At 67.3% G+C, this 19,540-nt stretch carries 19 protein-coding genes; 12 read left to right on the top strand and 7 right to left on the bottom strand.

Annotation, left to right across the window (positions count from 1 at the left end; translation table 11 throughout):
• Nucleotides 1-12 precede the first annotated feature (12 nt).
• The 3 genes from ABNQ38_RS21930 to ABNQ38_RS21940 are packed head-to-tail and all read right to left on the bottom strand — an operon-like array spanning nucleotide 13 to nucleotide 1,197.
• On the bottom strand, nucleotides 13-486 hold the full coding sequence (locus ABNQ38_RS21930) for an SRPBCC family protein (RefSeq protein ID WP_377808032.1): 474 nt from the start codon (nucleotides 484-486) through the stop codon (nucleotides 13-15).
• Nucleotides 483-821, bottom strand: coding sequence for an ArsR/SmtB family transcription factor (locus ABNQ38_RS21935; RefSeq protein WP_377808033.1), 339 nt, complete (start codon nucleotides 819-821; stop codon nucleotides 483-485). Before ABNQ38_RS21935 ends, ABNQ38_RS21930 begins: the two co-directional genes overlap by 4 nt.
• Before the next feature lie 52 nt (nucleotides 822-873).
• A complete protein-coding gene (locus tag ABNQ38_RS21940; RefSeq protein ID WP_174472855.1) occupies nucleotides 874-1,197 on the bottom strand; it encodes a multidrug efflux SMR transporter in 324 nt (107 codons plus the stop codon).
• Between the two features lie 218 nt (nucleotides 1,198-1,415).
• On the opposite strand from ABNQ38_RS21940, the gene ABNQ38_RS21945 reads away from it, so the two are divergent.
• The 3 genes from ABNQ38_RS21945 to ABNQ38_RS21955 all read left to right on the top strand — a co-directional run bounded on the left by ABNQ38_RS21945 (nucleotide 1,416) and on the right by ABNQ38_RS21955 (nucleotide 5,775).
• The gene (locus ABNQ38_RS21945) at nucleotides 1,416-2,984 is read left to right on the top strand and encodes a lysine--tRNA ligase (protein ID WP_377808034.1); all 1,569 of its coding nucleotides are present in this window, start codon (nucleotides 1,416-1,418) and stop codon (nucleotides 2,982-2,984) included.
• A 498-nt stretch (nucleotides 2,985-3,482) separates the two neighbouring features.
• A complete protein-coding gene (locus tag ABNQ38_RS21950) occupies nucleotides 3,483-4,391 on the top strand; it encodes a hypothetical protein (protein WP_377808035.1) in 909 nt (302 codons plus the stop codon).
• Nucleotides 4,392-4,617: 226 nt separating this feature from the next.
• Nucleotides 4,618-5,775 (top strand): DUF2336 domain-containing protein, encoded by a 1,158-nt coding sequence (locus tag ABNQ38_RS21955; protein WP_377808036.1) that lies wholly within the window; start codon nucleotides 4,618-4,620, stop codon nucleotides 5,773-5,775.
• Between the two features lie 23 nt (nucleotides 5,776-5,798).
• On the opposite strand, the gene ABNQ38_RS21960 is transcribed toward ABNQ38_RS21955, so the two are convergent.
• Entirely contained in the window at nucleotides 5,799-6,284 is a 486-nt protein-coding gene (locus ABNQ38_RS21960) for a hypothetical protein (protein WP_377808037.1), read from the bottom strand.
• 270 nt (nucleotides 6,285-6,554) lie between these two features.
• On the opposite strand from ABNQ38_RS21960, the gene mdh reads away from it, so the two are divergent.
• The 7 genes from mdh to frc all read left to right on the top strand — a co-directional run bounded on the left by mdh (nucleotide 6,555) and on the right by frc (nucleotide 16,388).
• Nucleotides 6,555-7,523 carry a malate dehydrogenase gene (mdh, locus tag ABNQ38_RS21965; protein ID WP_109449684.1) on the top strand — a complete coding sequence of 323 codons (969 nt, stop codon included), beginning with the start codon at nucleotides 6,555-6,557 and terminating at the stop codon, nucleotides 7,521-7,523.
• Between the two features lie 130 nt (nucleotides 7,524-7,653).
• Complete coding sequence (gene sucC, locus ABNQ38_RS21970; RefSeq protein ID WP_174475077.1) at nucleotides 7,654-8,850, top strand: ADP-forming succinate--CoA ligase subunit beta; 1,197 nt, start codon at nucleotides 7,654-7,656, stop codon at nucleotides 8,848-8,850.
• A 1-nt stretch (nucleotide 8,851) separates the two neighbouring features.
• On the top strand, nucleotides 8,852-9,727 hold the full coding sequence (gene sucD, locus ABNQ38_RS21975; RefSeq protein ID WP_174475078.1) for a succinate--CoA ligase subunit alpha: 876 nt from the start codon (nucleotides 8,852-8,854) through the stop codon (nucleotides 9,725-9,727).
• Nucleotides 9,728-10,033: 306 nt separating this feature from the next.
• Nucleotides 10,034-12,988 (top strand): 2-oxoglutarate dehydrogenase E1 component, encoded by a 2,955-nt coding sequence (locus ABNQ38_RS21980; RefSeq protein ID WP_377808038.1) that lies wholly within the window; start codon nucleotides 10,034-10,036, stop codon nucleotides 12,986-12,988.
• Between the two features lie 41 nt (nucleotides 12,989-13,029).
• Nucleotides 13,030-14,271, top strand: a complete 1,242-nt coding sequence (gene odhB, locus ABNQ38_RS21985; protein ID WP_377808039.1) for a 2-oxoglutarate dehydrogenase complex dihydrolipoyllysine-residue succinyltransferase — start codon at nucleotides 13,030-13,032, stop codon at nucleotides 14,269-14,271.
• Nucleotides 14,272-14,556: 285 nt separating this feature from the next.
• The gene (locus ABNQ38_RS21990; RefSeq protein ID WP_377808040.1) at nucleotides 14,557-15,027 is read left to right on the top strand and encodes a PAS domain-containing protein; all 471 of its coding nucleotides are present in this window, start codon (nucleotides 14,557-14,559) and stop codon (nucleotides 15,025-15,027) included.
• Between the two features lie 110 nt (nucleotides 15,028-15,137).
• Nucleotides 15,138-16,388, top strand: coding sequence for a formyl-CoA transferase (gene frc, locus ABNQ38_RS21995; protein WP_222532828.1), 1,251 nt, complete (start codon nucleotides 15,138-15,140; stop codon nucleotides 16,386-16,388).
• Nucleotides 16,389-16,541: 153 nt separating this feature from the next.
• Here the strand turns inward: frc and ABNQ38_RS22000 are convergent, their stop codons facing one another.
• Both ABNQ38_RS22000 and ABNQ38_RS22005 read right to left on the bottom strand, forming a co-directional pair.
• Entirely contained in the window at nucleotides 16,542-16,730 is a 189-nt protein-coding gene (locus ABNQ38_RS22000) for a hypothetical protein (RefSeq protein ID WP_377808041.1), read from the bottom strand.
• A 195-nt stretch (nucleotides 16,731-16,925) separates the two neighbouring features.
• Nucleotides 16,926-17,342, bottom strand: a complete 417-nt coding sequence (locus ABNQ38_RS22005) for an HRDC domain-containing protein (protein WP_377808042.1) — start codon at nucleotides 17,340-17,342, stop codon at nucleotides 16,926-16,928.
• Between the two features lie 201 nt (nucleotides 17,343-17,543).
• On the opposite strand from ABNQ38_RS22005, the gene ABNQ38_RS22010 reads away from it, so the two are divergent.
• Nucleotides 17,544-18,569: a hypothetical protein gene (locus tag ABNQ38_RS22010; RefSeq protein WP_377808044.1), complete on the top strand. Its 1,026-nt coding sequence runs from the start codon at nucleotides 17,544-17,546 to the stop codon at nucleotides 18,567-18,569.
• Between the two features lie 112 nt (nucleotides 18,570-18,681).
• On the top strand, nucleotides 18,682-18,894 hold the full coding sequence (locus tag ABNQ38_RS22015) for a hypothetical protein (RefSeq protein ID WP_098740667.1): 213 nt from the start codon (nucleotides 18,682-18,684) through the stop codon (nucleotides 18,892-18,894).
• A 38-nt stretch (nucleotides 18,895-18,932) separates the two neighbouring features.
• On the opposite strand, the gene ABNQ38_RS22020 is transcribed toward ABNQ38_RS22015, so the two are convergent.
• The gene (locus ABNQ38_RS22020; RefSeq protein ID WP_098740668.1) at nucleotides 18,933-19,406 is read right to left on the bottom strand and encodes a ferritin family protein; all 474 of its coding nucleotides are present in this window, start codon (nucleotides 19,404-19,406) and stop codon (nucleotides 18,933-18,935) included.
• Nucleotides 19,407-19,540 lie beyond the last annotated feature (134 nt).

Raw genomic sequence — 19,540 nt, forward strand, 5'->3', positions numbered from 1 at the left:
CCGCCCCTGTCCCTACAGGCCCTTCACCAGGGCAACGAGCTGGTCGAGTGCCGCGCCCCAGCCGTGGTGGAAGCCCATCTCCTCATGCTGCGTCTTCGCCGCCTCGTCCTTGTGGAAGGCGACGGCGGTGTAGAGCGTGCCGCCGGCCGTCGGCTCGATGGTGACGGATGCGGTCATGAAACCGCCACCGGTCGGACGGAAGCCCGGCCCCAGCGCATCGGTGAAGACCAGCCGCCGCTCGGGCTCCACGGCCAGGAAGCAGCCGGTGTTGTCGTTCCTCTCGCCGTTCGGCCCTTCCATCACCGTGCGGAACTTGCCGCCGGGCCGCAGGTCGATCTCGCAGGCGGTGGTGCGCCAGGGCGCCGGCGTGAACCACCTCATCAACAGGTCCGGCTCGGTCCAGGCCCGCCAGACCAGACGCGGCGGAACCGCGACTTCACGCGTCAGTTCAAGGTCGAGTTGCGGATTGAAATCCATAACGGTCATGGCGTCCCGTCCTCCCGTTCGTTCAGGTCCAGCACCAGGCTGTCCAGCTGGTCGAGCCGTTTGGTCCAGAGGCTCCGCTGGGCGTCCAGCCAGCTTTCCGCAGCCGCCAGCGCCTCCGGCTTCAGCGTGCAGGTGCGCACTCGCCCGACCTTCCGCGTTTCGACAATCCCGCTCTCCTCCAGCATCTTCAGGTGCTGGAGAAAGCTCGGCAGAGCCATGTCGAAGGGTTTCGCGAGATCGCCCACCGTCGCCGGGCCACGCCCGAGCGCCTGGACGACTGCCCGGCGCGTAGGGTCCGCCAGCGCACGGAAGGTCAGGTCGAGTGCTGCATCCATGAGGGCACCCTAACCGGTGAAGAATACTTAGGTCAATGCCTAACTATTGCGCTTACGCCGGCCCGCTTGCCATGTGCAGGCTGATGACCCCGGCGACGATCAGCAGGATGCCGACCACCTTCATCACCGTCAGCGATTCCCCGAACACGAAGACGCCGATGGCGGCGATGGCTGCCGTGCCCGTCGCCGACCAGATGGCGTAGGCGATGCCGACCTCCATCGTGCGCAGCGCCTTGGCCAGGAGCAGGAAGGCGATGCCATAGCACACCACCACGACCGCTGCCGGGCCGAGCCGCGTCATCCCCTCCGACATCTTCATCGCCGAGGTGCCGACGACCTCGAACAGGATCGCCACCACCAGATAGAGCCAGCTCATCACCCCGAACCCCACCGACGCCCATAAGGGCGATCCCGCGGGACGATCCCGCGGGCCGCGCAGGATGGACCGGCCGACCGGGTGCCGCAAGTGGCCCGGAACATCTACCCCGCCGGACTCTTGCGCCGGACGCCCAAGGTTGACGCCACGCCCGCCCGGCCCTAGGGTCTTTGCCCTCATTCCCAACTTTATCTTTGTGGTTTCGAAAGGGTCCGACGATGACCGGCGAACGGGATCTGGCGTTGCAGGCGAAGGCATGGCCGTTCGAGGAGGCGCGCAAACTGGTCGCGCGCTTCGCGAAAGCTCCGCCCGCCAAAGGCTATGTCCTGTTCGAGACCGGTTACGGTCCGTCGGGCCTGCCGCATCTCGGCACCTTCGGCGAGGTGGCGCGCACCAGCATGGTGCGCCACGCCTTCCAGGCCATGAGCGACATTCCGACGAAGCTCTTCTGCTTCTCGGACGACATGGACGGGCTGCGCAAGGTCCCCGACAACATCCCCAACAAGGAGATGGTGGCAGCCAATATCGGCAAGCCGCTGACCCAGGTGCCCGATCCCTTCGGCACCCATGACAGCTTCGGCGCCCACAACAACGCCCGGCTGCGCGCCTTCCTCGACAGCTTCGGCTTCGAGTACGAGTTCCAGTCCTCCACCGACTGGTACAAGTCGGGCCGCTTCGACGAGGCGCTGCTCGGCATCCTGCGTCATTACGACGAGGTGATGGCGGTGATGCTGCCCACCCTCGGCGCCGAGCGTCAGGCCACCTACAGCCCCTTCCTGCCGGTCTCCCCCTCGACCGGCCGGGTCCTCCAGGTGCCGATGCTGGAACGCAACGTCGATGCCGGCACCATCGTCTTCGAGGACGAGGACGGCAGACGTGTGGAGCTTCCGGTCACCGGCGGCCATGTGAAGCTGCAATGGAAGCCCGACTGGGGCATGCGCTGGTTCGGCCTGGGCGTCGATTACGAGATGTACGGCAAGGACCTGATCCCGTCGGCCGATCTCGCCGGCAAGATCTGCAAAATCCTCGGCGGCACCCCGCCGGAAGGTTTCAATTACGAGCTGTTCCTCGACGACAAGGGCCAGAAGATCTCCAAGTCGAAGGGCAACGGCCTGACGATGGAGGAATGGCTGGCCTACGCACCGCAGGAAAGCCTCGCCCTCTACATGTTCCAGAAGCCAAAGTCGGCCAAGCGCCTCTATTTCGACGTCATCCCGCGCGCCGTCGACGAGTATCTGACCTTCGTCGACAGGGTCCATGGCGAGGAGCCGGCGAAGAAGCTGGAGAACCCGGCCTGGCACATCCACAACGGCAAGCCGCCGGCGGTGCGCTCCGACGTGTCGTTCAACCTGCTGCTCAATCTGGCCGGTGCGGCGAATGCCGAGACCAAGGACGCCATGTGGGGCTTCATCCGCCGCTATGCGCCGGACGCCACGCCGGAGAACAGCCCGTTCCTCGACAGCATGGTCGGCTATGCCGTGCGCTACTACCAGGATCAGGTGAAGCCGACCAAGCGGTTCCGCGCGCCGACCGACGCCGAGCGCGCGGCCTTGCAGGACCTGCTGGTCAAGCTCGACAGCGTGCCGGGCGACGCCCGCGCCGACGTCATCCAGAACGAGGTGTTCGAGGTCGGCAAGGCCCACGGCTTCACCGAGCTGCGTGCCTGGTTCCAGGCGCTGTACGAGGTGCTGCTGGGCCAGACCACCGGCCCGCGCATGGGCTCCTTCATCCAGCTTTACGGCATCGAGGAGACCAAGGCGCTGATCCGCGAGAAGCTGGCGGCCTGACGCTGCGGTCCGCATCGGATTGGAAAAGGGGGGTGTCGCGAGACGCCCCCTTTTTCGTTTGCGAACATTCCCTGGCGCGATGATTTTCGAATTCGATCGTTCGCCCATCCCGCAAGCGGCTGCCTGCCCATGAAACGGGCAGAAAGCTGCCTCCCCGCATAGGAGCTGGGCAAACCAAATTCTATTCCATACCGCGCTATGCGGATGTCGCACCGCACCAATACGAAAACCGTGGTACCGCTAACACGGCTATGGGCTTAAACTCCACCTCGTTACTGCATTTTGCAGTGCGTTTCCTCCCTAGACTAAAGGCCGCGCCCGCTTGGGTCGCGGCCCTTTTTTTTTTTGCCCGCGGCGTCCCCTTCCCTCTCTCTCCCGACACCGCCCTGTGATGGCCGTCACAGCCGAAGTAGATAAAATACCGGATAAATTGTTCCGGTAACCGCGTCCGGCCCAGCCGCCGGCCGGCTTGGGATGCACCGGGAGGGAGGGCGTGGGATGACCGCCGATCAGCCGCCGTTCGAACGCCATCATCGCACGGCGCAGGCTCTGGTCAGCACCTTTCAGGAGGCGCTGGAGCCGCAATTCACCGCCAAGGGCGTCCTGTCGCGTGAGGAGTTCACCCGCGCCATGGGGTTGATGATGGCGCACTGGCCGTCTGTGCTGCCGCTGTTCGCCTCGATCTGCCAATCCTGCACGGCGTCGAGCTGCGGGGGCTGCGGCGGCGGATCCGGAGCCATGGGGGAGGAGCCGCCGCAGATCGGGGCCGGCGGGCGCCGCCGCGACTTCGTCACCCGCCTGATGGTTTCGGCCCTGCGCATCCGGCTGCCCGACAGCATGGACCCCATCACCGGCGCCAGCTTTCCCCAGGTGATCCTTCCCGGTCTGCAATCGACCCTGACCGCCCTGTTCTACGAAAAGGAATGGGAGGCGATGAATGCCAGCGTCATCGCCCTGTTCAACCGGCTGGGGACCGACCGCGATGGCGAGGTCTGGCAGCGGCTGGCGCATGAGGAGACGCTGGCGGTGCTGGCCGACACGCCCTTCATCCGGGTGATGCTGCGCTTCCGGCAATTCCACCAGCAGCGCCAGACCTTCATGCGGCGGATGACCGACCATCTGCGCGAGCGTCATTTCGTCTTCGCCGAGGAGCATTTCCAGGCACTGTTCGACGCGCTGTTCGGCCAGCTGCGCGACGGGCTGCGCACCGAACTGGGCCGCGCCCGCACCGACATCCAATATGGCGAGGGCACGGCGGAGGCGCTGCTGCGCATCTTCGACCAGTTCGACAAGCACCGGCTGGAGCAATCCGTGCCGGTCCGCGTTCTGGGCGGCCGGCAGATGCCGCGCCCGATGCTGGCGCAGCGCAGCATGCTGGGCAGCACCCCGGCGGCCAAGCGGCGCTGAGGGGCTGTCACCAAACTTGTGGGATGTCACAGGCCGCACCGCCGCCGAATTAGGGGGCCGTTAACCAGGGCAGCGTTTCGATGGTCCGCATGATCCCACAGCTGCCGCTCCGCTCCGGCCGCGGCCCAACCACAAGGCTTCAGGTCCGGTGACAGCCCGGCGCTCCCCTTCCCGCCCCTCCCCCCGTCTTCCGCCGGAGCCGGAGTGCGGCGTCGCGCCCGAGCTGATGGACTATTTGTTCGCCGAGTCGCCGGAACCAACGCCGGCTCCGGTGCCGGAACCGTCCCCCGCTGCCGCCCCCCAGCCCGGACGTGGCGTCGCCCGTCAGGTCGGCGACGCTCTGGTCGAATCGCGGCTGGCCGGCATGGGCGATGCCGACGTGCGCTCCACCCTGGCCCGCAAGCTGTGCCGGCTGCTGCCCGATTTGCCGCCGGGCGGCGCCGACACCGTCAGCACCGTCGCGACCCGCGCGCTGGAACAGCTGGCCCGCGACCACATCGTCCGCGTGCGCGAGGCGCTGGCGACGGCGATCAAGGACATCGCCTGCGCCCCGCCCTCGGTGGTGGCGACGCTGGCGCGCGATGTCGAACGGACGGTGGCGGAGCCGGTGCTGCGCTGCTGTGCGGCGCTGGGCGACGAGGATCTGCTGGACATCGTTGCCGCAGCCCCCGCCGGGTGGGCTCTGTCGGCCATCGCCCGGCGCCACAGCATCGGCGCCGCCCTGTCCGACGCCATCGCCGGCAGCGGCCATGCCGAGGCGACCGGGATCCTGCTCGACAACAGCGGTGCGGTGATCGCCGAACCCACCCTGGAAGCGCTGGTGGAGCAGTCGGCCCACCATCCCGACTGGCGGGAGAAGCTGGCCCGCCGCCCGGCCCTGCCCCGCCGGCTGGCGCTGCGGCTGGCCGATTTCGTCGATCTGGCGGTGGTCGAGGCGTTGCGACGCCGTGGCGATCTCGACGACGCCACGGTGGCGGAGATCGCCGCGACCACCCGCCGGCGCATCGACTGGGCCGAGGCGCCCGACTCGGCCGAACCGCCGGAACGCCGCGCCGTCCGCCTGCACCGGCAGGGGAAGCTCGACGAAACGGCGCTCAGCGATGCGATGTCGTGGAACGAGACCGGCTTCGTGCGGGCGGCGCTGACCTTGCGCGCCCGCGTGGCGCCGGAAGTGGTGGATTTGATCCTCGACGCCCACGACCCGCAGGCGGTCACCGCCCTGGTCTGGCGGGCCGGGCTGTCGATGCGGTGCGCCATGCAGATCCAGGCGCGGGCCGCCGGCATCCACCCGCGGGCGATGCTGAACGCCCGGCAGGGCAGCGGCTTCCCGCTGTCCCCCGCCGAGATGGCCCGCCACCTGGAACGCTACGGCGTCGGGCCCTGACTGTTCAGCCCTGGCCGTTCAGCTTACTGCACGCCGCCGCGCGGCATCGGCTGGCGCGGCGTGGCGCGGCCGGTGTGCGGCACCGGGGCGTCGGGCGACGGCTCCTTGTAATAGGGGCCGCGGTCGGTCGGGCCTTCCATCGCCTCGGCCGGGGTGACGATCTGCTCGCCGGTGCCGGCGTCGAAGGCGATCAGCGCCTGCTGGCGCACCTTCAGGCAGGCGTCGCGCTTGGCCGACGTCTCCGCCGACTGCGTGCCGTCCAGCGTCACCAGCGGCAGCACCCAGCTGGAGCGCTGGTTGTCGGGGATCGAGGTGAAGACATAGTTGGTCAGCGGCCGGCAATAGGCGGCGCTGGCCTCCGCCGCCGGGTCGGTGATCGGGGCGGCGGCCATGGCGGCGGTGTAGTCGCCGACCGTCTGGGCCTGGGCGGCACCTGCCGTCAAGACGCCGGCGGCAAGCGCCAGCGACATGGTCAGACCGGGAATGAAACGGGCCACGAGCTTGGCCATCTGCGCTCTCCTTCGACCATTTTCGAACAAGGTAAGGACCGGACGCGAACCATACGTATAAAGCCGAACGCTCCGGCCTTTGGAAAGGATCATCGGGGGTGCGACGCAACGCTGCAATGCTCCGCTTGCGGTCATGCTTGCCCTCCGCGACAAAACGCGCTACCTACGCTTCCGAAATCTCGGGGCGCTGGATCCCTAAGACGTTAGAATGACCAACGGTTCTAGTCTCCCGCTGAATGGGGGACGCTCAAACGTTTTAGGGAACGCTCCATGGCTCGCAAGAAGATTGCGCTCGTCGGTGCCGGCCAGATTGGCGGCACGCTGGCTCTGCTCGCCGCTCAGAAGGAACTGGGCGACGTCGTCCTGTTCGACATCGCCGAAGGCATGCCGGCCGGCAAGGCGCTGGATCTCGCCGAAACCTCCCCGGTCGAGGGCTTCAATGCCAGCCTGACCGGCGGCAACGACTATTCGGTCATCGAGGGTGCCGACGTCGTGATCGTCACCGCCGGCATCCCGCGCAAGCCGGGCATGAGCCGCGACGACCTGATCGGCATCAACAGCGGCGTCTGCAAGACCGTCGGCGAGGCCATCGGCAAGTACGCCCCGAACGCCTTCGTCATCGTCATCACCAACCCGCTCGACGTGATGGTGTGGGTGCTGCAGCAGGCGTCCGGCCTGCCGCCGGAGCGCGTGGTCGGCATGGCCGGCGTGCTCGACTCGGCCCGCTTCCGCTACTTCCTGGCCGAAGAGTTCAACGTCTCGGTCGAGGACGTCACCGCCTTCGTGCTGGGCGGCCACGGCGACACCATGGTCCCGCTGGTGCGCTACTCCACCGTCGCCGGCATCCCGCTGCCCGATCTGGTCAAGATGGGCTGGACCACGCAGGAGAAGCTGGACGCCATCGTTCAGCGCACCCGTGACGGCGGCGCCGAGATCGTCAAGCTGCTGAAGACCGGCTCGGCCTTCTACGCCCCGGCCGCGTCCGCCATCCAGATGGCCGAGTCCTACCTGAAGGACCAGAAGCGCGTTCTGCCGGTCGCCGCCCACCTGAGCGGCCAGTACGGCCAGGACGACCTCTACGTCGGCGTCCCGACGATCATCGGCGCCGGCGGCGTCGAGAAGATCATCGAGATCGAGCTGAACGACGAAGAGAAGGCGATGTTCCAGAACTCCGTCGACGCGGTGAAGACGCTGGTCGACGTCGTCAAGAAGCTGGACGCCGAGAAGTCCGCTTCCTAAAGAACGGATCGCGCGGTCTCCGGCGTCCACCCGGCCCCTGTCCGGGCCGGGTGGACGCCGGTGGTGCGCCCGTCTTGTCCTTCAGTCGACCCGTTCTCGTCAGCCGAAACAAAAAACAGATGGACGCCCGATGAACATCCATGAGTACCAGGCGAAAAGCCTGCTGAAGAAGTACGGCGTCGCGGTTCCCCGCGGCGGCGTCGCCTACACCCCGCAGGAGGCCGAGACGGTCGCCCGCGAGCTGGGCGGTCCGGTCTGGGTCGTGAAGTCCCAGATCCACGCCGGTGGCCGCGGCGCCGGCCGCTTCAAGAACAACCCCGAGGGCAAGGGCGGCGTCCGCGTCGTCAAGTCGATCGAGGAAGTCGGCAAGAACGCCGCCGAGATGCTGAACAGCGTCCTGGTGACGAAGCAGACCGGCGCGGAAGGCCGCGAGGTCAAGCGCCTCTACATCGAGGAAGGCGCCGACATCAAGCGCGAGCTGTACCTCGGCATGCTGATCGACCGCGCCACCGGCCGCGTGACGATCATGGCCTCGACCGAAGGCGGCATGGAGATCGAAGAGGTCGCCCACAACACGCCCGAGAAGATCATCAAGGTCGCGGTCGACCCGGCCACCGGCATCCAGGGCTACCACACCCGCAAGGTCGCCTTCGCGCTGGGCCTGGAAGGCAAGCAGGTCGGCGCCGCCGCCAAGTTCATCCAGGCCGCCTACAAGGCGTTCGTGGACCTGGACTGCGCCATCGTCGAGATCAACCCGCTGATCGTCACCGGCTCGGGCGACATCCTGGCGCTCGACGCCAAGATGAACTTCGACGACAACGCGCTGTTCCGTCACAAGGACGTGGAAGAGCTGCGCGACGAGGCCGAAGAGGATCCGTCGGAGATCGAGGCGGCCAAGCACAGCCTCAACTACGTCAAGCTCGACGGCAACATCGGCTGCATGGTCAACGGCGCCGGCTTGGCGATGGCCACCATGGACATCATCAAGCTGTATGGCGGCGAGCCGGCCAACTTCCTCGACGTCGGCGGCGGCGCGACGAAGGAGCGCGTCACCGCGGCCTTCAAGCTGATCCTGTCCGACAGCAACGTCGAAGGCATCCTGGTCAACATCTTCGGCGGCATCATGCGCTGCGACGTGATCGCCGAGGGCGTTGTCGCCGCGGCGCGCGAAGTGCACCTGCACGTTCCGCTGGTGGTCCGCCTGGAAGGCACCAACGTCGATCTGGGCAAGAAGATCCTGGCCGAATCCGGCCTGCCGATCCTCTCGGCCGACAACCTCGCCGATGCCGCCGAAAAGGTGGTCAAGGCCGTGAAGGAGGCCGCGTAACATGGCTGTTCTCGTCGATAAGAACACGAAGGTGATCTGCCAGGGCTTCACCGGAGCCCAGGGCACCTTCCATTCCGAGCAGGCCATCGCCTACGGCACCAAGATGGTCGGCGGCGTCACGCCGGGTAAGGGCGGGGCCAAGCACCTCGACCTGCCGATCTTCGACACCGTCGCCGAGGCGGTCGAGAAGACCGGCGCCAACGCCTCCGTGATCTACGTGCCGCCGCCCTTCGCCGCCGACGCGATCCTGGAAGCCATCGATGCCGAGATCCCGCTGGTGGTCTGCATCACCGAAGGCATCCCGGTGCTCGACATGGTCCGCGTCAAGCGCGCCCTGAACGGCTCGGCCACCCGCCTGATCGGCCCGAACTGCCCCGGCATCATCACGCCGGACGAGTGCAAGATCGGCATCATGCCGGGCCACATCCACAAGCGCGGCAAGATCGGCATCGTCTCGCGTTCCGGCACGCTGACCTATGAGGCGGTGGCGCAGACCACGGCGGCCGGCCTCGGCCAGACCACCTGCATCGGCATCGGCGGCGACCCGGTCAACGGCACCAACTTCGTCGACAGCCTGGAGCTGTTCGTAAAGGACCCGGAGACCGAGGGCATCATCATGATCGGCGAGATCGGCGGCGACGCCGAAGTCCGCGGCGCCGAGTTCATCAAGGCCTCGGGCACGAAGAAGCCGGTCGTCGGCTTCATCGCCGGCCGCACGGCCCCTCCGGGCCGCCGCATGGGCCATGCCGGCGCGGTGATCTCCGGCGGCAACGACACCGCCGACTTCAAGATCGACTTCATGAAGTCGGTCGGCATCGCCGTCGCCGACAGCCCCGCCAGCCTGGGCTCCACCATGCTGAAGGTGTTCAAGGGCTGATCGCCTGCGGGCGTCACGGCGACGTGACGCCCGCGGCCTCATGCCTTTGAAAAGAGGACGCCTTTCGAAGAGGTTGACGGGCGGGACGCTGCGGTGCCCCGCCCGCCGCCCCTTCGGCCTATCCTCTTGGACGGTTGGTCCTGGGAACCCATATGCAAGCGTCGGCGGTGCGTACGACATCCCACCTCGCATCCCACCGGCTTCCTTCGCCGGTTCTTGCACATGGGTATCCATCGATCTCCCGCCCCCTTCATCACTCGCGATCATCTCCCACAGGGAATCGGGCTCACGGCCCGAGGTGAAACCATGTCGGCAAATCTGGAACAGACCTCGTTCCTCTTCGGCTCGAACGCCGGTTACGTCGCCGAGCTCTACGCCAGCTACCTGTCCAACCCGGCCGCCGTCGATCCCAGCTGGAACAGCTTCTTCCAGGATCTGGACGAGGATTCGCGCGCCGTCCTGGACGAGCTGCGCGGCGCGTCCTGGACCGTGTCCGATCTGGAAGACCCCAAGGCCAAGCGCGACCCGGTCGCCGAGAGCTTCATCGTCGCCGTCCCCAACGGCGCTGCCACGAACGGCGCCGCCGCGGCGATGAACGGCCCCGGCAACGGCGCCATGCTGTCCCACACCCAGCAGGTCTATGGCGGCATCAGCCCGCAGCAGCTGCGCGCCGCCACGCTGGACAGCATCCGCGCCCTGATGCTGATCCGCGTCTTCCGCGTCCGCGGCCACATGAACGCGCATTTCGACCCGCTGGGTCTCGAGAAGCGCGAGCCGCACCCGGAACTGGATCCGGCGACCTACGGCTTCGGCCCGGACGACCTCGACCGTCCGATCTTCCTGAACTACTCGCTCGGGCTGGAAACGGCGACGCTGCGCCAGATCCTCGACATCCTGCACAAGACCTACTGCGGGACGATCGGCGTCGAATTCATGCACATCCAGGACCCGGAAGAGAAGGCCTGGATCCAGGAGCGCATCGAGGGCGGCCGCAACCACACCGACTTCACGGTGAACGGCAAGCGCGCCATCCTGGAGCGGCTGACCGCGGCCGAGGGCTTCGAGAAGTTCCTGCAGCTGAAATACACCGGCACCAAGCGCTTCGGCCTTGAGGGCGGCGAGTCGATGATCCCCGCGCTGGAGCAGATCCTGAAGCGCGGCGGCCAGCTCGGCCTCAAAGAGGCCGTCGTCGGTATGGCCCACCGCGGCCGTCTGAACATGCTGACCAACTTCATGGGCAAGCCCTTCTCCGCCGTCTTCTCGGAGTTCCAGGGCAACCCGTCGAGCCCCGAGGACGTCCAGGGCTCGGGCGACGTGAAGTACCATCTCGGCACCTCGTCGGACCGCGACTTCAACGGCAACATCGTCCACCTGTCGCTGACCGCCAACCCGTCCCACCTGGAATGGGTCAACCCGGTCGTGCTGGGCAAGGTGCGCGCCAAGCAGCAGCAGCGCCGCGACCTGGAGCGCGAGCAGGTGATGGGCGTGCTGATCCACGGCGACGCCGCCTTCGCCGGCCAGGGCATCGTGGCCGAGACGCTGGGGCTGTCGGAGCTGCGCGGCTACCGCACCGGCGGCACCATGCACTTCATCATCAACAACCAGATCGGCTTCACCACCAACCCGACCTATTCGCGGTCGGGCGTGTACTGCTCCGACATGGCCAAGATGGTGCAGGCGCCGATCTTCCACGTGAACGGCGACGATCCCGAAGCCGTCGTCCATGTCAGCCGCATCGCCATCGAGTTCCGCCAGAAGTTCAAGCGGGACGTCGTGATCGACATGGTCTGCTACCGCCGCCACGGCCACAACGAGGGCGACGAGCCGGGCTTCACCCAGCCGATCATGTACAAGAACATCCGTTCCCACGCGACCACGCGCGAGCTGTATGCCAAGCAGCTGGTGGCGGAGAACGTCATCACCCAGTCCGAGGGCGACCAGATCACCCAGGACTTCATGAAGAAGCTGGAGGCCGAGTTCGAGGCGTCCAGCACCTACAGGCCGAACAAGGCCGACTGGCTGGAAGGCAAGTGGGCCGGGCTGGAGGCGCAGGGTGCCAACACCGCCCACCGCGGCGAGACCGGCGTGGACATCGACAAGCTGAAGCAGATCGGCTTCAAGCTCTGCGAGTACCCGAAGGACTTCGCGATCAACTCCAAGATCGCCCGCCAGCTGGAAGCCAAGAAGAAGACGCTGGAGACCGGCGAAGGCATCGACTGGGCGACCGCCGAGGCGCTGGCCTACGCCACCCTGGTGGCCGAGGGCACCGGCGTCCGCCTGTCGGGCCAGGATTCCGGCCGCGGCACCTTCTCGCACCGCCATGCGGTGATGTACGACCAGAACACCGAAGAGAAGTACGTCCCGCTCTGCCACGTCAGTCCGGACCAGGCGACCTTCGAGGTCCATGACAGCCCGCTGTCGGAAGCCGCCGTCGTCGGCTACGAGTACGGCTATTCGCTGGCCGAGCCGCACAATCTGGTCCTGTGGGAAGCGCAGTTCGGCGATTTCGCCAACACCGCACAGACCATCATCGACCAGTTCATCTCGTCGGGCGAGTCCAAGTGGCTGCGCATGTCCGGCCTGGTGCTGCTGCTGCCGCACGGCTACGAGGGCCAGGGTCCGGAACACTCGTCCGCCCGTCCGGAACGCTTCCTGCAGATGTGCGCCGAGGACAACTGGCAGATCTGCAACGTGACGACGCCGGCCAACCTGTTCCACGTCTTCCGCCGCCAGATCCGCCGCAGCTTCCGCAAGCCGCTGGTCCTGTTCACGCCGAAGTCGCTGCTGCGCCACAAGCTGTGCATCTCCGACCTGTCGGAGATGGGCCCGGGCAGCACCTTCCACCGCGTGCTGGGCGAGACCGCCAACGATCTGGCCGCCAACGACAAGATCCGCCGCATCGTCGTCTGCTCCGGCAAGGTCTATTACGACCTGCTGCAGGAGCGCATGAGCCGCGGCATCAAGGACGTCGTCATCCTGCGCCTGGAACAGCTCTACCCGTTCCCGAAGGATGCGCTGGCGGCCGAGTTCGCCAAGTATCCGAACGCCGAGCTGGTCTGGTGCCAGGAAGAGCCGGAGAACCAGGGCGCCTGGTTCTTCGCCGACCGCCGCCTGGAAGCCGTGCTGAAGGATGTCGGCCACAAGGCCGGCCGCCCGTCCTACGTCGGCCGCCCGGCCACCGCCTCGCCGGCGACCGGCCTGCTGAAGCGCCACAACAAGGAGCAGGCCAAGCTCCTGGATGAAGCCCTGACGGTCCGCTGACCCTCACCCAAGCGAACAAGAAGACGAACGAGGAATAAGAAATGGCTACCGAAATCAAGGTCCCCACGCTGGGTGAGTCCGTCTCCGAGGCGACGGTCGCCCGCTGGCTGAAGAAGGCCGGCGAGGCCGTCGCCATGGACGAGGCGCTGGTCGAGCTGGAGACCGACAAGGTCACGCTTGAGGTGAACGCCCCGGCCGCCGGCGTGCTGGCCGAGATCGTCGCCGCGGAAGGTGCGAACGTCGAGGTCGGCGCCCTGCTGGGCGTCCTGACCGAAGGCGCCGGCGCTGCCGCCGCCCCGGCCGCCGCCGCTCCGGCCGCCGCCCCGGCCCCGGCTGCCGCCCCCGCCGCTGCCGCTCCCGCCGCTCCGGGCAACATCGCCGCTTCCGGCCCGGCCGCCCGCAAGCTGGCCGACGAGAAGGGCGTCGACACGTCCGCCATCGCCGGTTCGGGCAAGGACGGCCGGATCACCAAGGGCGACGTCATCGCCGCCCCGGTTGCCGCTCCCGCCGCCAAGCCGGCCGCTCCGGCCCCGGCTCCGAAGGTCCAGTGGGCCGCCGGCACCCAGGGCGACCGTCCGCGGGCAGCGCAGGAAGAGCGCGTCCGCATGACCCGCCTGCGCCAGCGCATCGCCGAGCGCCTGAAGGAGGCCCAGAACTCCGCCGCCATGCTGACCACCTTCAACGAGGTGGACATGTCGGCGGCGATGGCCCTGCGCGCCGAGTACAAGGACTATTTCGAGAAGCGCCACAAGGTGCGGCTCGGCTTCATGTCCTTCTTCGTCAAAGCTGCCGTCCAGGCCCTGAAAGAGATTCCGGCCGTCAACGCCGAGATCGACGGCACCGACATCGTCTACAAGAACTACTATGACATCGGCGTCGCCGTCGGCACGCCGCAGGGTCTGGTGGTTCCGGTGGTGCGCAACGCCGACCAGCTGGACTTCGCCGGTGTCGAGGGCACCATCGCCGCTCTCGGCAAGAAGGGCCGCGACGGCAAGCTGTCGATGGACGAGCTCACGGGGGGCACCTTCACCATCTCCAACGGTGGTGTCTACGGCTCGCTGATGTCGACCCCGATCATCAACCCGCCGCAGTCGGCCATCCTCGGCATGCACAAGACGATGGACCGCGCGGTCGTCGTCGGCGGCAAGATCGAGGTCCGCCCGATGATGTATCTGGCGCTGTCCTACGATCACCGCATCATCGACGGCAAGGAAGCGGTCACCTTCCTCGTCCGCATCAAGGAGCTGATCGAGGATCCGCGCCGCCTGCTGCTGGACGTCTGAGACGAACGAGGCAAGGGAGGGCTCCGCCCCTCCCTTGACCCACCCGCCGGGGGCAGTGCCCCTGGAACCCGGAAGGGGCGCCGCAAGGCGCCCTTTTCTTTTTGCCCCCTCCCCCAAAAGGTTCGCGCAAACAACAGTTCGCAAAGCGCTCAAATCCTCTTGCCAGAGATATGGTATCTGGTATACCGTATCGATAATGTCAGTGCGACGGCGGCTTCCGGGCCATCGCCGCACCGGCTCCCCCGGTGCCCAATCCAAGAGGGGGCGGGCACCAAGGAGATCGACATGGACGAGAGGACAGCAGCGGGTTCGCCCGCGGTTGTGGATTGCGAACAGCTGGTGGCGGTGATCGGCGATGCCGTCATCGTGTCCGATCCGGCCGGCGCCATCGCCCTGTGGAATGCGGCGGCGGAGCGGATGTTCGGCTTCACCGCCGACGAGGCGATGGGCAAGTCGCTCGACATCATCATTCCGGAACGCCAGCGCCAGCGTCATTGGGATGGGTACGAAAACACCATGGCCACCGGCGAGACCCGCTACGGCCATGACCTGCTTCGGGTTCCGGCGGTCCACAAGGACGGGCACAGCCTGTCGATCGCCTTCACCGTCGCGCTTTTGCGCGGGACCGACGGTGCGGTGACCGGGATCGTCGCCGTGGTGCGGGACGAAACCGCCCGCTGGACCGAAGAGCGGAAATTGCGCCGCCGCCTCACCGAACTCGAAGCCGCCCAAGCAGGCGTCGCTGCGGCCGGCTGAGTGCGAGCGGACCCCGGGAGCAGGCTCTGAAGATCGAATCAGGGCCGATCTCCGCAGATCGACTCCGACAGACAAACTGAAACAACGCGAAATAAGGGAGTGTTGCAGTCATGACCAAGCCGCTCGAAGGCATTAAGATCATCGACTTCACCCACGTGCAGGCCGGCCCCGCCTGCACCCAGCTTCTGGCCTGGTACGGCGCGGACGTCATCAAGGTCGAACGTCCGGGCGCCGGCGACGTCACCCGCAGCCAGCTGCGCGACATCCCGGATGCCGACGCGCTCTATTTCACCATGCTCAACAGCAACAAGCGCTCCCTGACGCTGGACACCAAGACCGCCGAGGGCAAGGAAGTCCTGACCCGTCTGATCAAGGAATCCGACGTGCTGGTCGAGAATTTCGGCCCTGGCGCGCTGGATCGCATGGGCTTCAGCTGGGACAAGATCAAGGAACTGAACCCCGGCATGATCGTCGCCTCGGTCAAGGGCTTCAGCGACGGCCACCATTACCAGGACCTGAAGGTCTATGAGAACGTCGCCCAGTGCGCCGGCGGCGCCGCCTCGACCACCGGTTTCTGGGATGGCCCGCCGACCGTGTCGGCCGCCGCTCTCGGCGACAGCAACACCGGCATGCACCTCGCCATCGGCATCCTGACCGCCCTGATGGCCCGCACCAAGACCGGCAAGGGCCAGAAGGTCGCCGTGTCGATGCAGGACAGCGTGCTGAACCTCTGCCGCGTCAAGCTGCGCGACCAGCAGCGCCTCGACCGCGTCGGCTATCTGGAGGAATACCCGCAGTACCCGCACGGCAAGTTCACCGACGTGGTTCCGCGCGGCGGCAATGCCGGCGGCGGCGGCCAGCCGGGCTGGGTGCTGAAGTGCAAGGGCTGGGAGACCGATCCCAACGCCTACATCTACTTCACCATCCAGGGCCATGCCTGGGCGCCGATCTGTAAGGCTCTCGGCCGCGAGGAGTGGATCGACGACCCGGCCTACAACACGGCTCTCGCCCGTCAGGACAAGATCTTCGACATCTTCGCGATCATCGAGGACTGGCTGAAGGACAAGACCAAGTTCGAGGCCGTCGACATCCTGCGCAAGTACGACATCCCGTGCTCGCCGGTGCTGTCGATGAAGGAGATCGCCAACGACCCGTCGCTGCGCGCCAGCGGCACCGTCGTCGAGGTCGACCACAAGCAGCGCGGCAAGTACCTGACCGTCGGCAGCCCGATCAAGTTCTCGGACATGACGGTCGAGGTCACCGGGTCGCCGCTGCTCGGCGAGCACACCGACGAGGTCCTGGCCCAGCTCGGCTACAACAAGGACCAGATCGCCGCCATGCACAACGCCAAGGTGGTCTGATCGCCAGATCCCCCTCCCTCGCACCGGATGGACCTTCGGTCGGCCGGAAGCGGGGGAGGACGGGGGCGGAGGCGCTCCGCAACCACCCCCACAAACGACAACGGCGCCCCATCCGGGCGCCGTTTTCTTTTTTCCCCTTCGCCGTCCCGGCGCTTACGCCTTCCGGCCACGCTCCAGATCGTCCAGGATCTCGCCCGCCCGGCTGGTCAAGGCGCGCGCCAGCCGGTCGTAACGGCCGTTGCCGGTCATGTGGGCGCGCCGGGCGGCCTCCGCGCCCAGCTGGGCCAGCTCCTGCGCCATCTTCCGATAGTCCGGGACCGCGGTCCACGCCGCGTCCGCCACGCCACGATCCTTTGGATCAACCTGGGAAGCCACGGCCGCTCCATCCGCCGATGCCAGTACAGGGTGCAATCCTCGCACGGCGCATGCCAGGAACCAATTGCCGCTTACGGCAGCCTCTTCACAGCCTTTGGATGTGCGCCCGCCCCCCGAATCGGATACGCCTCCGCCGGAGATTTAACCGGCGCGGCAGCCCATTCAGTCGATCAGCAGGTCCAGCGTCGAGCGCACCACCTGCACGATCTCCCCGCCATGGGGCGAGATGGCCTGCCCGCGGGCATTCACGATGATCGACAGCTCATGCTCCGTTGTCGGGGCGAAGCGGGCGATCTCCTGCACCAGATCGTCGGCCAGAACGGCGTCGCGCGTCACCCCGGCCTGGGCGGCGGCCTTGTCGCGCCAGCCGTTCAGCGCCGCGGCGATGGCGGCCTCGATCTGCTGCGATTCCTCCTTGCGGCGGAGGTCGGTGAACAGCACCAGCACGCGCCACGCCCCGTCGGCATAGGCGGTTTCGATGCGCTGGACCTCGACCGTCCGCAGGAAGCTGGACAGCTGCGCCTGCGCCTCTTCGGCGGCGGCGTCGGGAATGCTGAAGGTGCGGATCTCGGTGCTCATCGCCCAATCCTGTTGTAAGGGGCCAACCCTGCTGCAAGGCCGTCCTCTATGGTCGGAGCCTACACACAAACGGCGCGTTCGGCAAACCGGGACCCTGCGGCGGAGGTGTTCCGGGACCTTGGGGATACCCCCAATTACCGCGTGTCGATTCGCCTCCCCCGCGCGTTGTGGGAGTAGCCGCAGCACGCCCGGAGACGCCCGATGTCCCATCTCGACCCGCAGGAGCCTCAATCGGAACAGCAACCCGTTCCACCCCACGCCGGGGAAACCGCCGCCACGGAGACGCCGCAGCGCGGCCGGCGGCGCTGGGGGGTGCTGGGGACGGTGCTGATCGCGCCGCTGGTGCTGGCCGGGCTGGCGGCGCTGGGGGTGCTGTGGACCGGGTCGATGCTCTACGACCAGCCCTTCGCCTGGTACAATCTGAACCGCATCAACACGGTGGCCGAGCGGGCCGCCCGCCTCCCCAATTCGGTGATGGTGGTGGCGCTGGGCGACACCGCCCTGCGCGACGCCACGCTGGACGAGCGCGGCATGGCGAAGGTCGCGGCCGAGCGTGGCGTGCCCAATCTGGAATTCCTGCGCATCGTCCACCGGCAGGCCCAGTTCGCCGATTTCGAGCCGCTGCTCGACCGGCTGATCGCCGTCAAGCCGACGCTGATCCTGATCGACCGCAACCTGCTGACCGCCAGCCGCGGCCCGGTGGACGAGCTGCAGCGCTACGGCAACGGCCTGATGCGCCTCTATCGTGGCCAGACTTATGTGCAGGATCAGGTGGCCCTGCAATACCGGCGCGGCTGCGGCCCGACGCCGTCGGCCTGGCTGACTGGCGGCTCGCCCGGGGCCGTCGCCGGTTCCACCGCCACCGAACGGCAGGTCCGCGCCTTCATCGACCGCGCCTGGGCCGCCGGCATCCGCGTCGCCCTGATCGAGGTGCACAGCCGTCCGGCTCGGCAGGCGCCCAGCCTGATCTCCAGCGCCTCGGCCGCCGAACCGTCAGCCCAGCCCTCCGCCGCCTCGCTGCCCTTGTGGAACTACGGCGGCGGCGCCGTGGAGCCGGAGGACTATGAGGGCGCCGCCCCCACCGCCGCCTGCGATCAGGCCAGCGCCACCGGCCGCAACGCCTTCTCGGTCTGGCTGACCGGCGGCATCGCCGGGGCGCTGCGCGGTGCCCAGCCCGACCGCATGCCCGGCCGCGCCCCGGTGACGGAGGCCGCCTCCCTGCCGTAATGACGCCCCCAAAATGACGCAGTGCAAACGTCGCCGTTCTTTCCGCCTTCCGGTTAAACCACTTTTTGTTTATGGTTTTGCCGTCGGGCGAGTCGCAACAGGAGACGGATGCATGGCTTCCATCATGATCAAGAAGGCCGGCGAAGGGCTGGTCTCGCAGGCCCACCGCAACGCCGACGTCGGCCCGACCAGCGGCAGCTCGGTCGTCTATGAAATCCAGAACGTGCCGGGCGGCGTCAGCGTCGACGACGTGATCGCCGCCTTCAAGACCTACCAGCCGGCCGACAAGGTGTACGAGATCGACTGGTCCGCCCTGTCAAAGTAACCAGGGGAGGGGGCAGCCAGCGCCCCCTTCCTCACTCCTCAAGCCTGCAAGGCCGGATAGCGCTTGGCCCACACCTCCAGCTGGGCGACATGCTCGGCCTCTTCGGCGGCGAACTCCTCGGCCATCATGCGGACCTCGGCGTCGGTGGTGGTCTTCGCCACCTCGGCGTAGAAGGCCTGCCCGCGCCGCTCGCTGTCGAGCGCCAGCTCCAGCGCGTATTCCACCGTCATCAGATAGTGCGAGCCTTCCATCGAGGCCGCTTCCGGGCTGTCGCCGTCGGGCCACTGGAAGTCTTCCGGCGCCAAGTCGGGGATCTTGCGGAAGCCCGACCGTTCCCGCGCCTCGGCCAGATGCAGGCGCGAGAATTTCGCCATCTGGCCGAAGAAGGCCGCGACCTCCTGGTTGCCATAGGTCTTCATCGCCTCCGACAGGTCGGAGAAGCGGTTGGCGGCGTCCTCCTCCAGCGCACAGGCGTGGGCGAGGAACAGGGCGGCGTCGTGGATATCGGTCATGGGTCCCTTTGAGGTACGAAAAAGCCCGACGACGGCAAAACCATACAGTTTTTGAGGCCATAGGTCGCGACCGCTCTCCCGCTCCCCCACCCCTGCGACCTTTTGGCGCGCGCCTCGCCACAAGCCCCCCGAAA

Source organism: Azospirillum sp. A29 (assembly GCF_042604625.1).
In the GTDB taxonomy this organism is placed as follows: Bacteria; Pseudomonadota; Alphaproteobacteria; order Azospirillales; family Azospirillaceae; genus Azospirillum; species Azospirillum palustre.

What these genes read in the sequence shown, in the direction of transcription:
- ABNQ38_RS21930 (WP_377808032.1), bottom strand. Translation starts at nt 486, where the DNA reads ATGACCGTTATGGATTTCAATCCGCAACTCGACCTTGAACTGACGCGT.
- ABNQ38_RS21935 (WP_377808033.1), bottom strand. Translation starts at nt 821, where the DNA reads ATGGATGCAGCACTCGACCTGACCTTCCGTGCGCTGGCGGACCCTACG.
- ABNQ38_RS21940 (WP_174472855.1), bottom strand. Translation starts at nt 1,197, where the DNA reads ATGAGCTGGCTCTATCTGGTGGTGGCGATCCTGTTCGAGGTCGTCGGC.
- ABNQ38_RS21945 (WP_377808034.1), top strand. Translation starts at nt 1,416, where the DNA reads ATGACCGGCGAACGGGATCTGGCGTTGCAGGCGAAGGCATGGCCGTTC.
- ABNQ38_RS21950 (WP_377808035.1), top strand. Translation starts at nt 3,483, where the DNA reads ATGACCGCCGATCAGCCGCCGTTCGAACGCCATCATCGCACGGCGCAG.
- ABNQ38_RS21955 (WP_377808036.1), top strand. Translation starts at nt 4,618, where the DNA reads ATGGACTATTTGTTCGCCGAGTCGCCGGAACCAACGCCGGCTCCGGTG.
- ABNQ38_RS21960 (WP_377808037.1), bottom strand. Translation starts at nt 6,284, where the DNA reads ATGGCCAAGCTCGTGGCCCGTTTCATTCCCGGTCTGACCATGTCGCTG.
- mdh (WP_109449684.1), top strand. Translation starts at nt 6,555, where the DNA reads ATGGCTCGCAAGAAGATTGCGCTCGTCGGTGCCGGCCAGATTGGCGGC.
- sucC (WP_174475077.1), top strand. Translation starts at nt 7,654, where the DNA reads ATGAACATCCATGAGTACCAGGCGAAAAGCCTGCTGAAGAAGTACGGC.
- sucD (WP_174475078.1), top strand. Translation starts at nt 8,852, where the DNA reads ATGGCTGTTCTCGTCGATAAGAACACGAAGGTGATCTGCCAGGGCTTC.
- ABNQ38_RS21980 (WP_377808038.1), top strand. Translation starts at nt 10,034, where the DNA reads ATGTCGGCAAATCTGGAACAGACCTCGTTCCTCTTCGGCTCGAACGCC.
- odhB (WP_377808039.1), top strand. Translation starts at nt 13,030, where the DNA reads ATGGCTACCGAAATCAAGGTCCCCACGCTGGGTGAGTCCGTCTCCGAG.
- ABNQ38_RS21990 (WP_377808040.1), top strand. Translation starts at nt 14,557, where the DNA reads ATGGACGAGAGGACAGCAGCGGGTTCGCCCGCGGTTGTGGATTGCGAA.
- frc (WP_222532828.1), top strand. Translation starts at nt 15,138, where the DNA reads ATGACCAAGCCGCTCGAAGGCATTAAGATCATCGACTTCACCCACGTG.
- ABNQ38_RS22005 (WP_377808042.1), bottom strand. Translation starts at nt 17,342, where the DNA reads ATGAGCACCGAGATCCGCACCTTCAGCATTCCCGACGCCGCCGCCGAA.
- ABNQ38_RS22010 (WP_377808044.1), top strand. Translation starts at nt 17,544, where the DNA reads ATGTCCCATCTCGACCCGCAGGAGCCTCAATCGGAACAGCAACCCGTT.
- ABNQ38_RS22015 (WP_098740667.1), top strand. Translation starts at nt 18,682, where the DNA reads ATGGCTTCCATCATGATCAAGAAGGCCGGCGAAGGGCTGGTCTCGCAG.
- ABNQ38_RS22020 (WP_098740668.1), bottom strand. Translation starts at nt 19,406, where the DNA reads ATGACCGATATCCACGACGCCGCCCTGTTCCTCGCCCACGCCTGTGCG.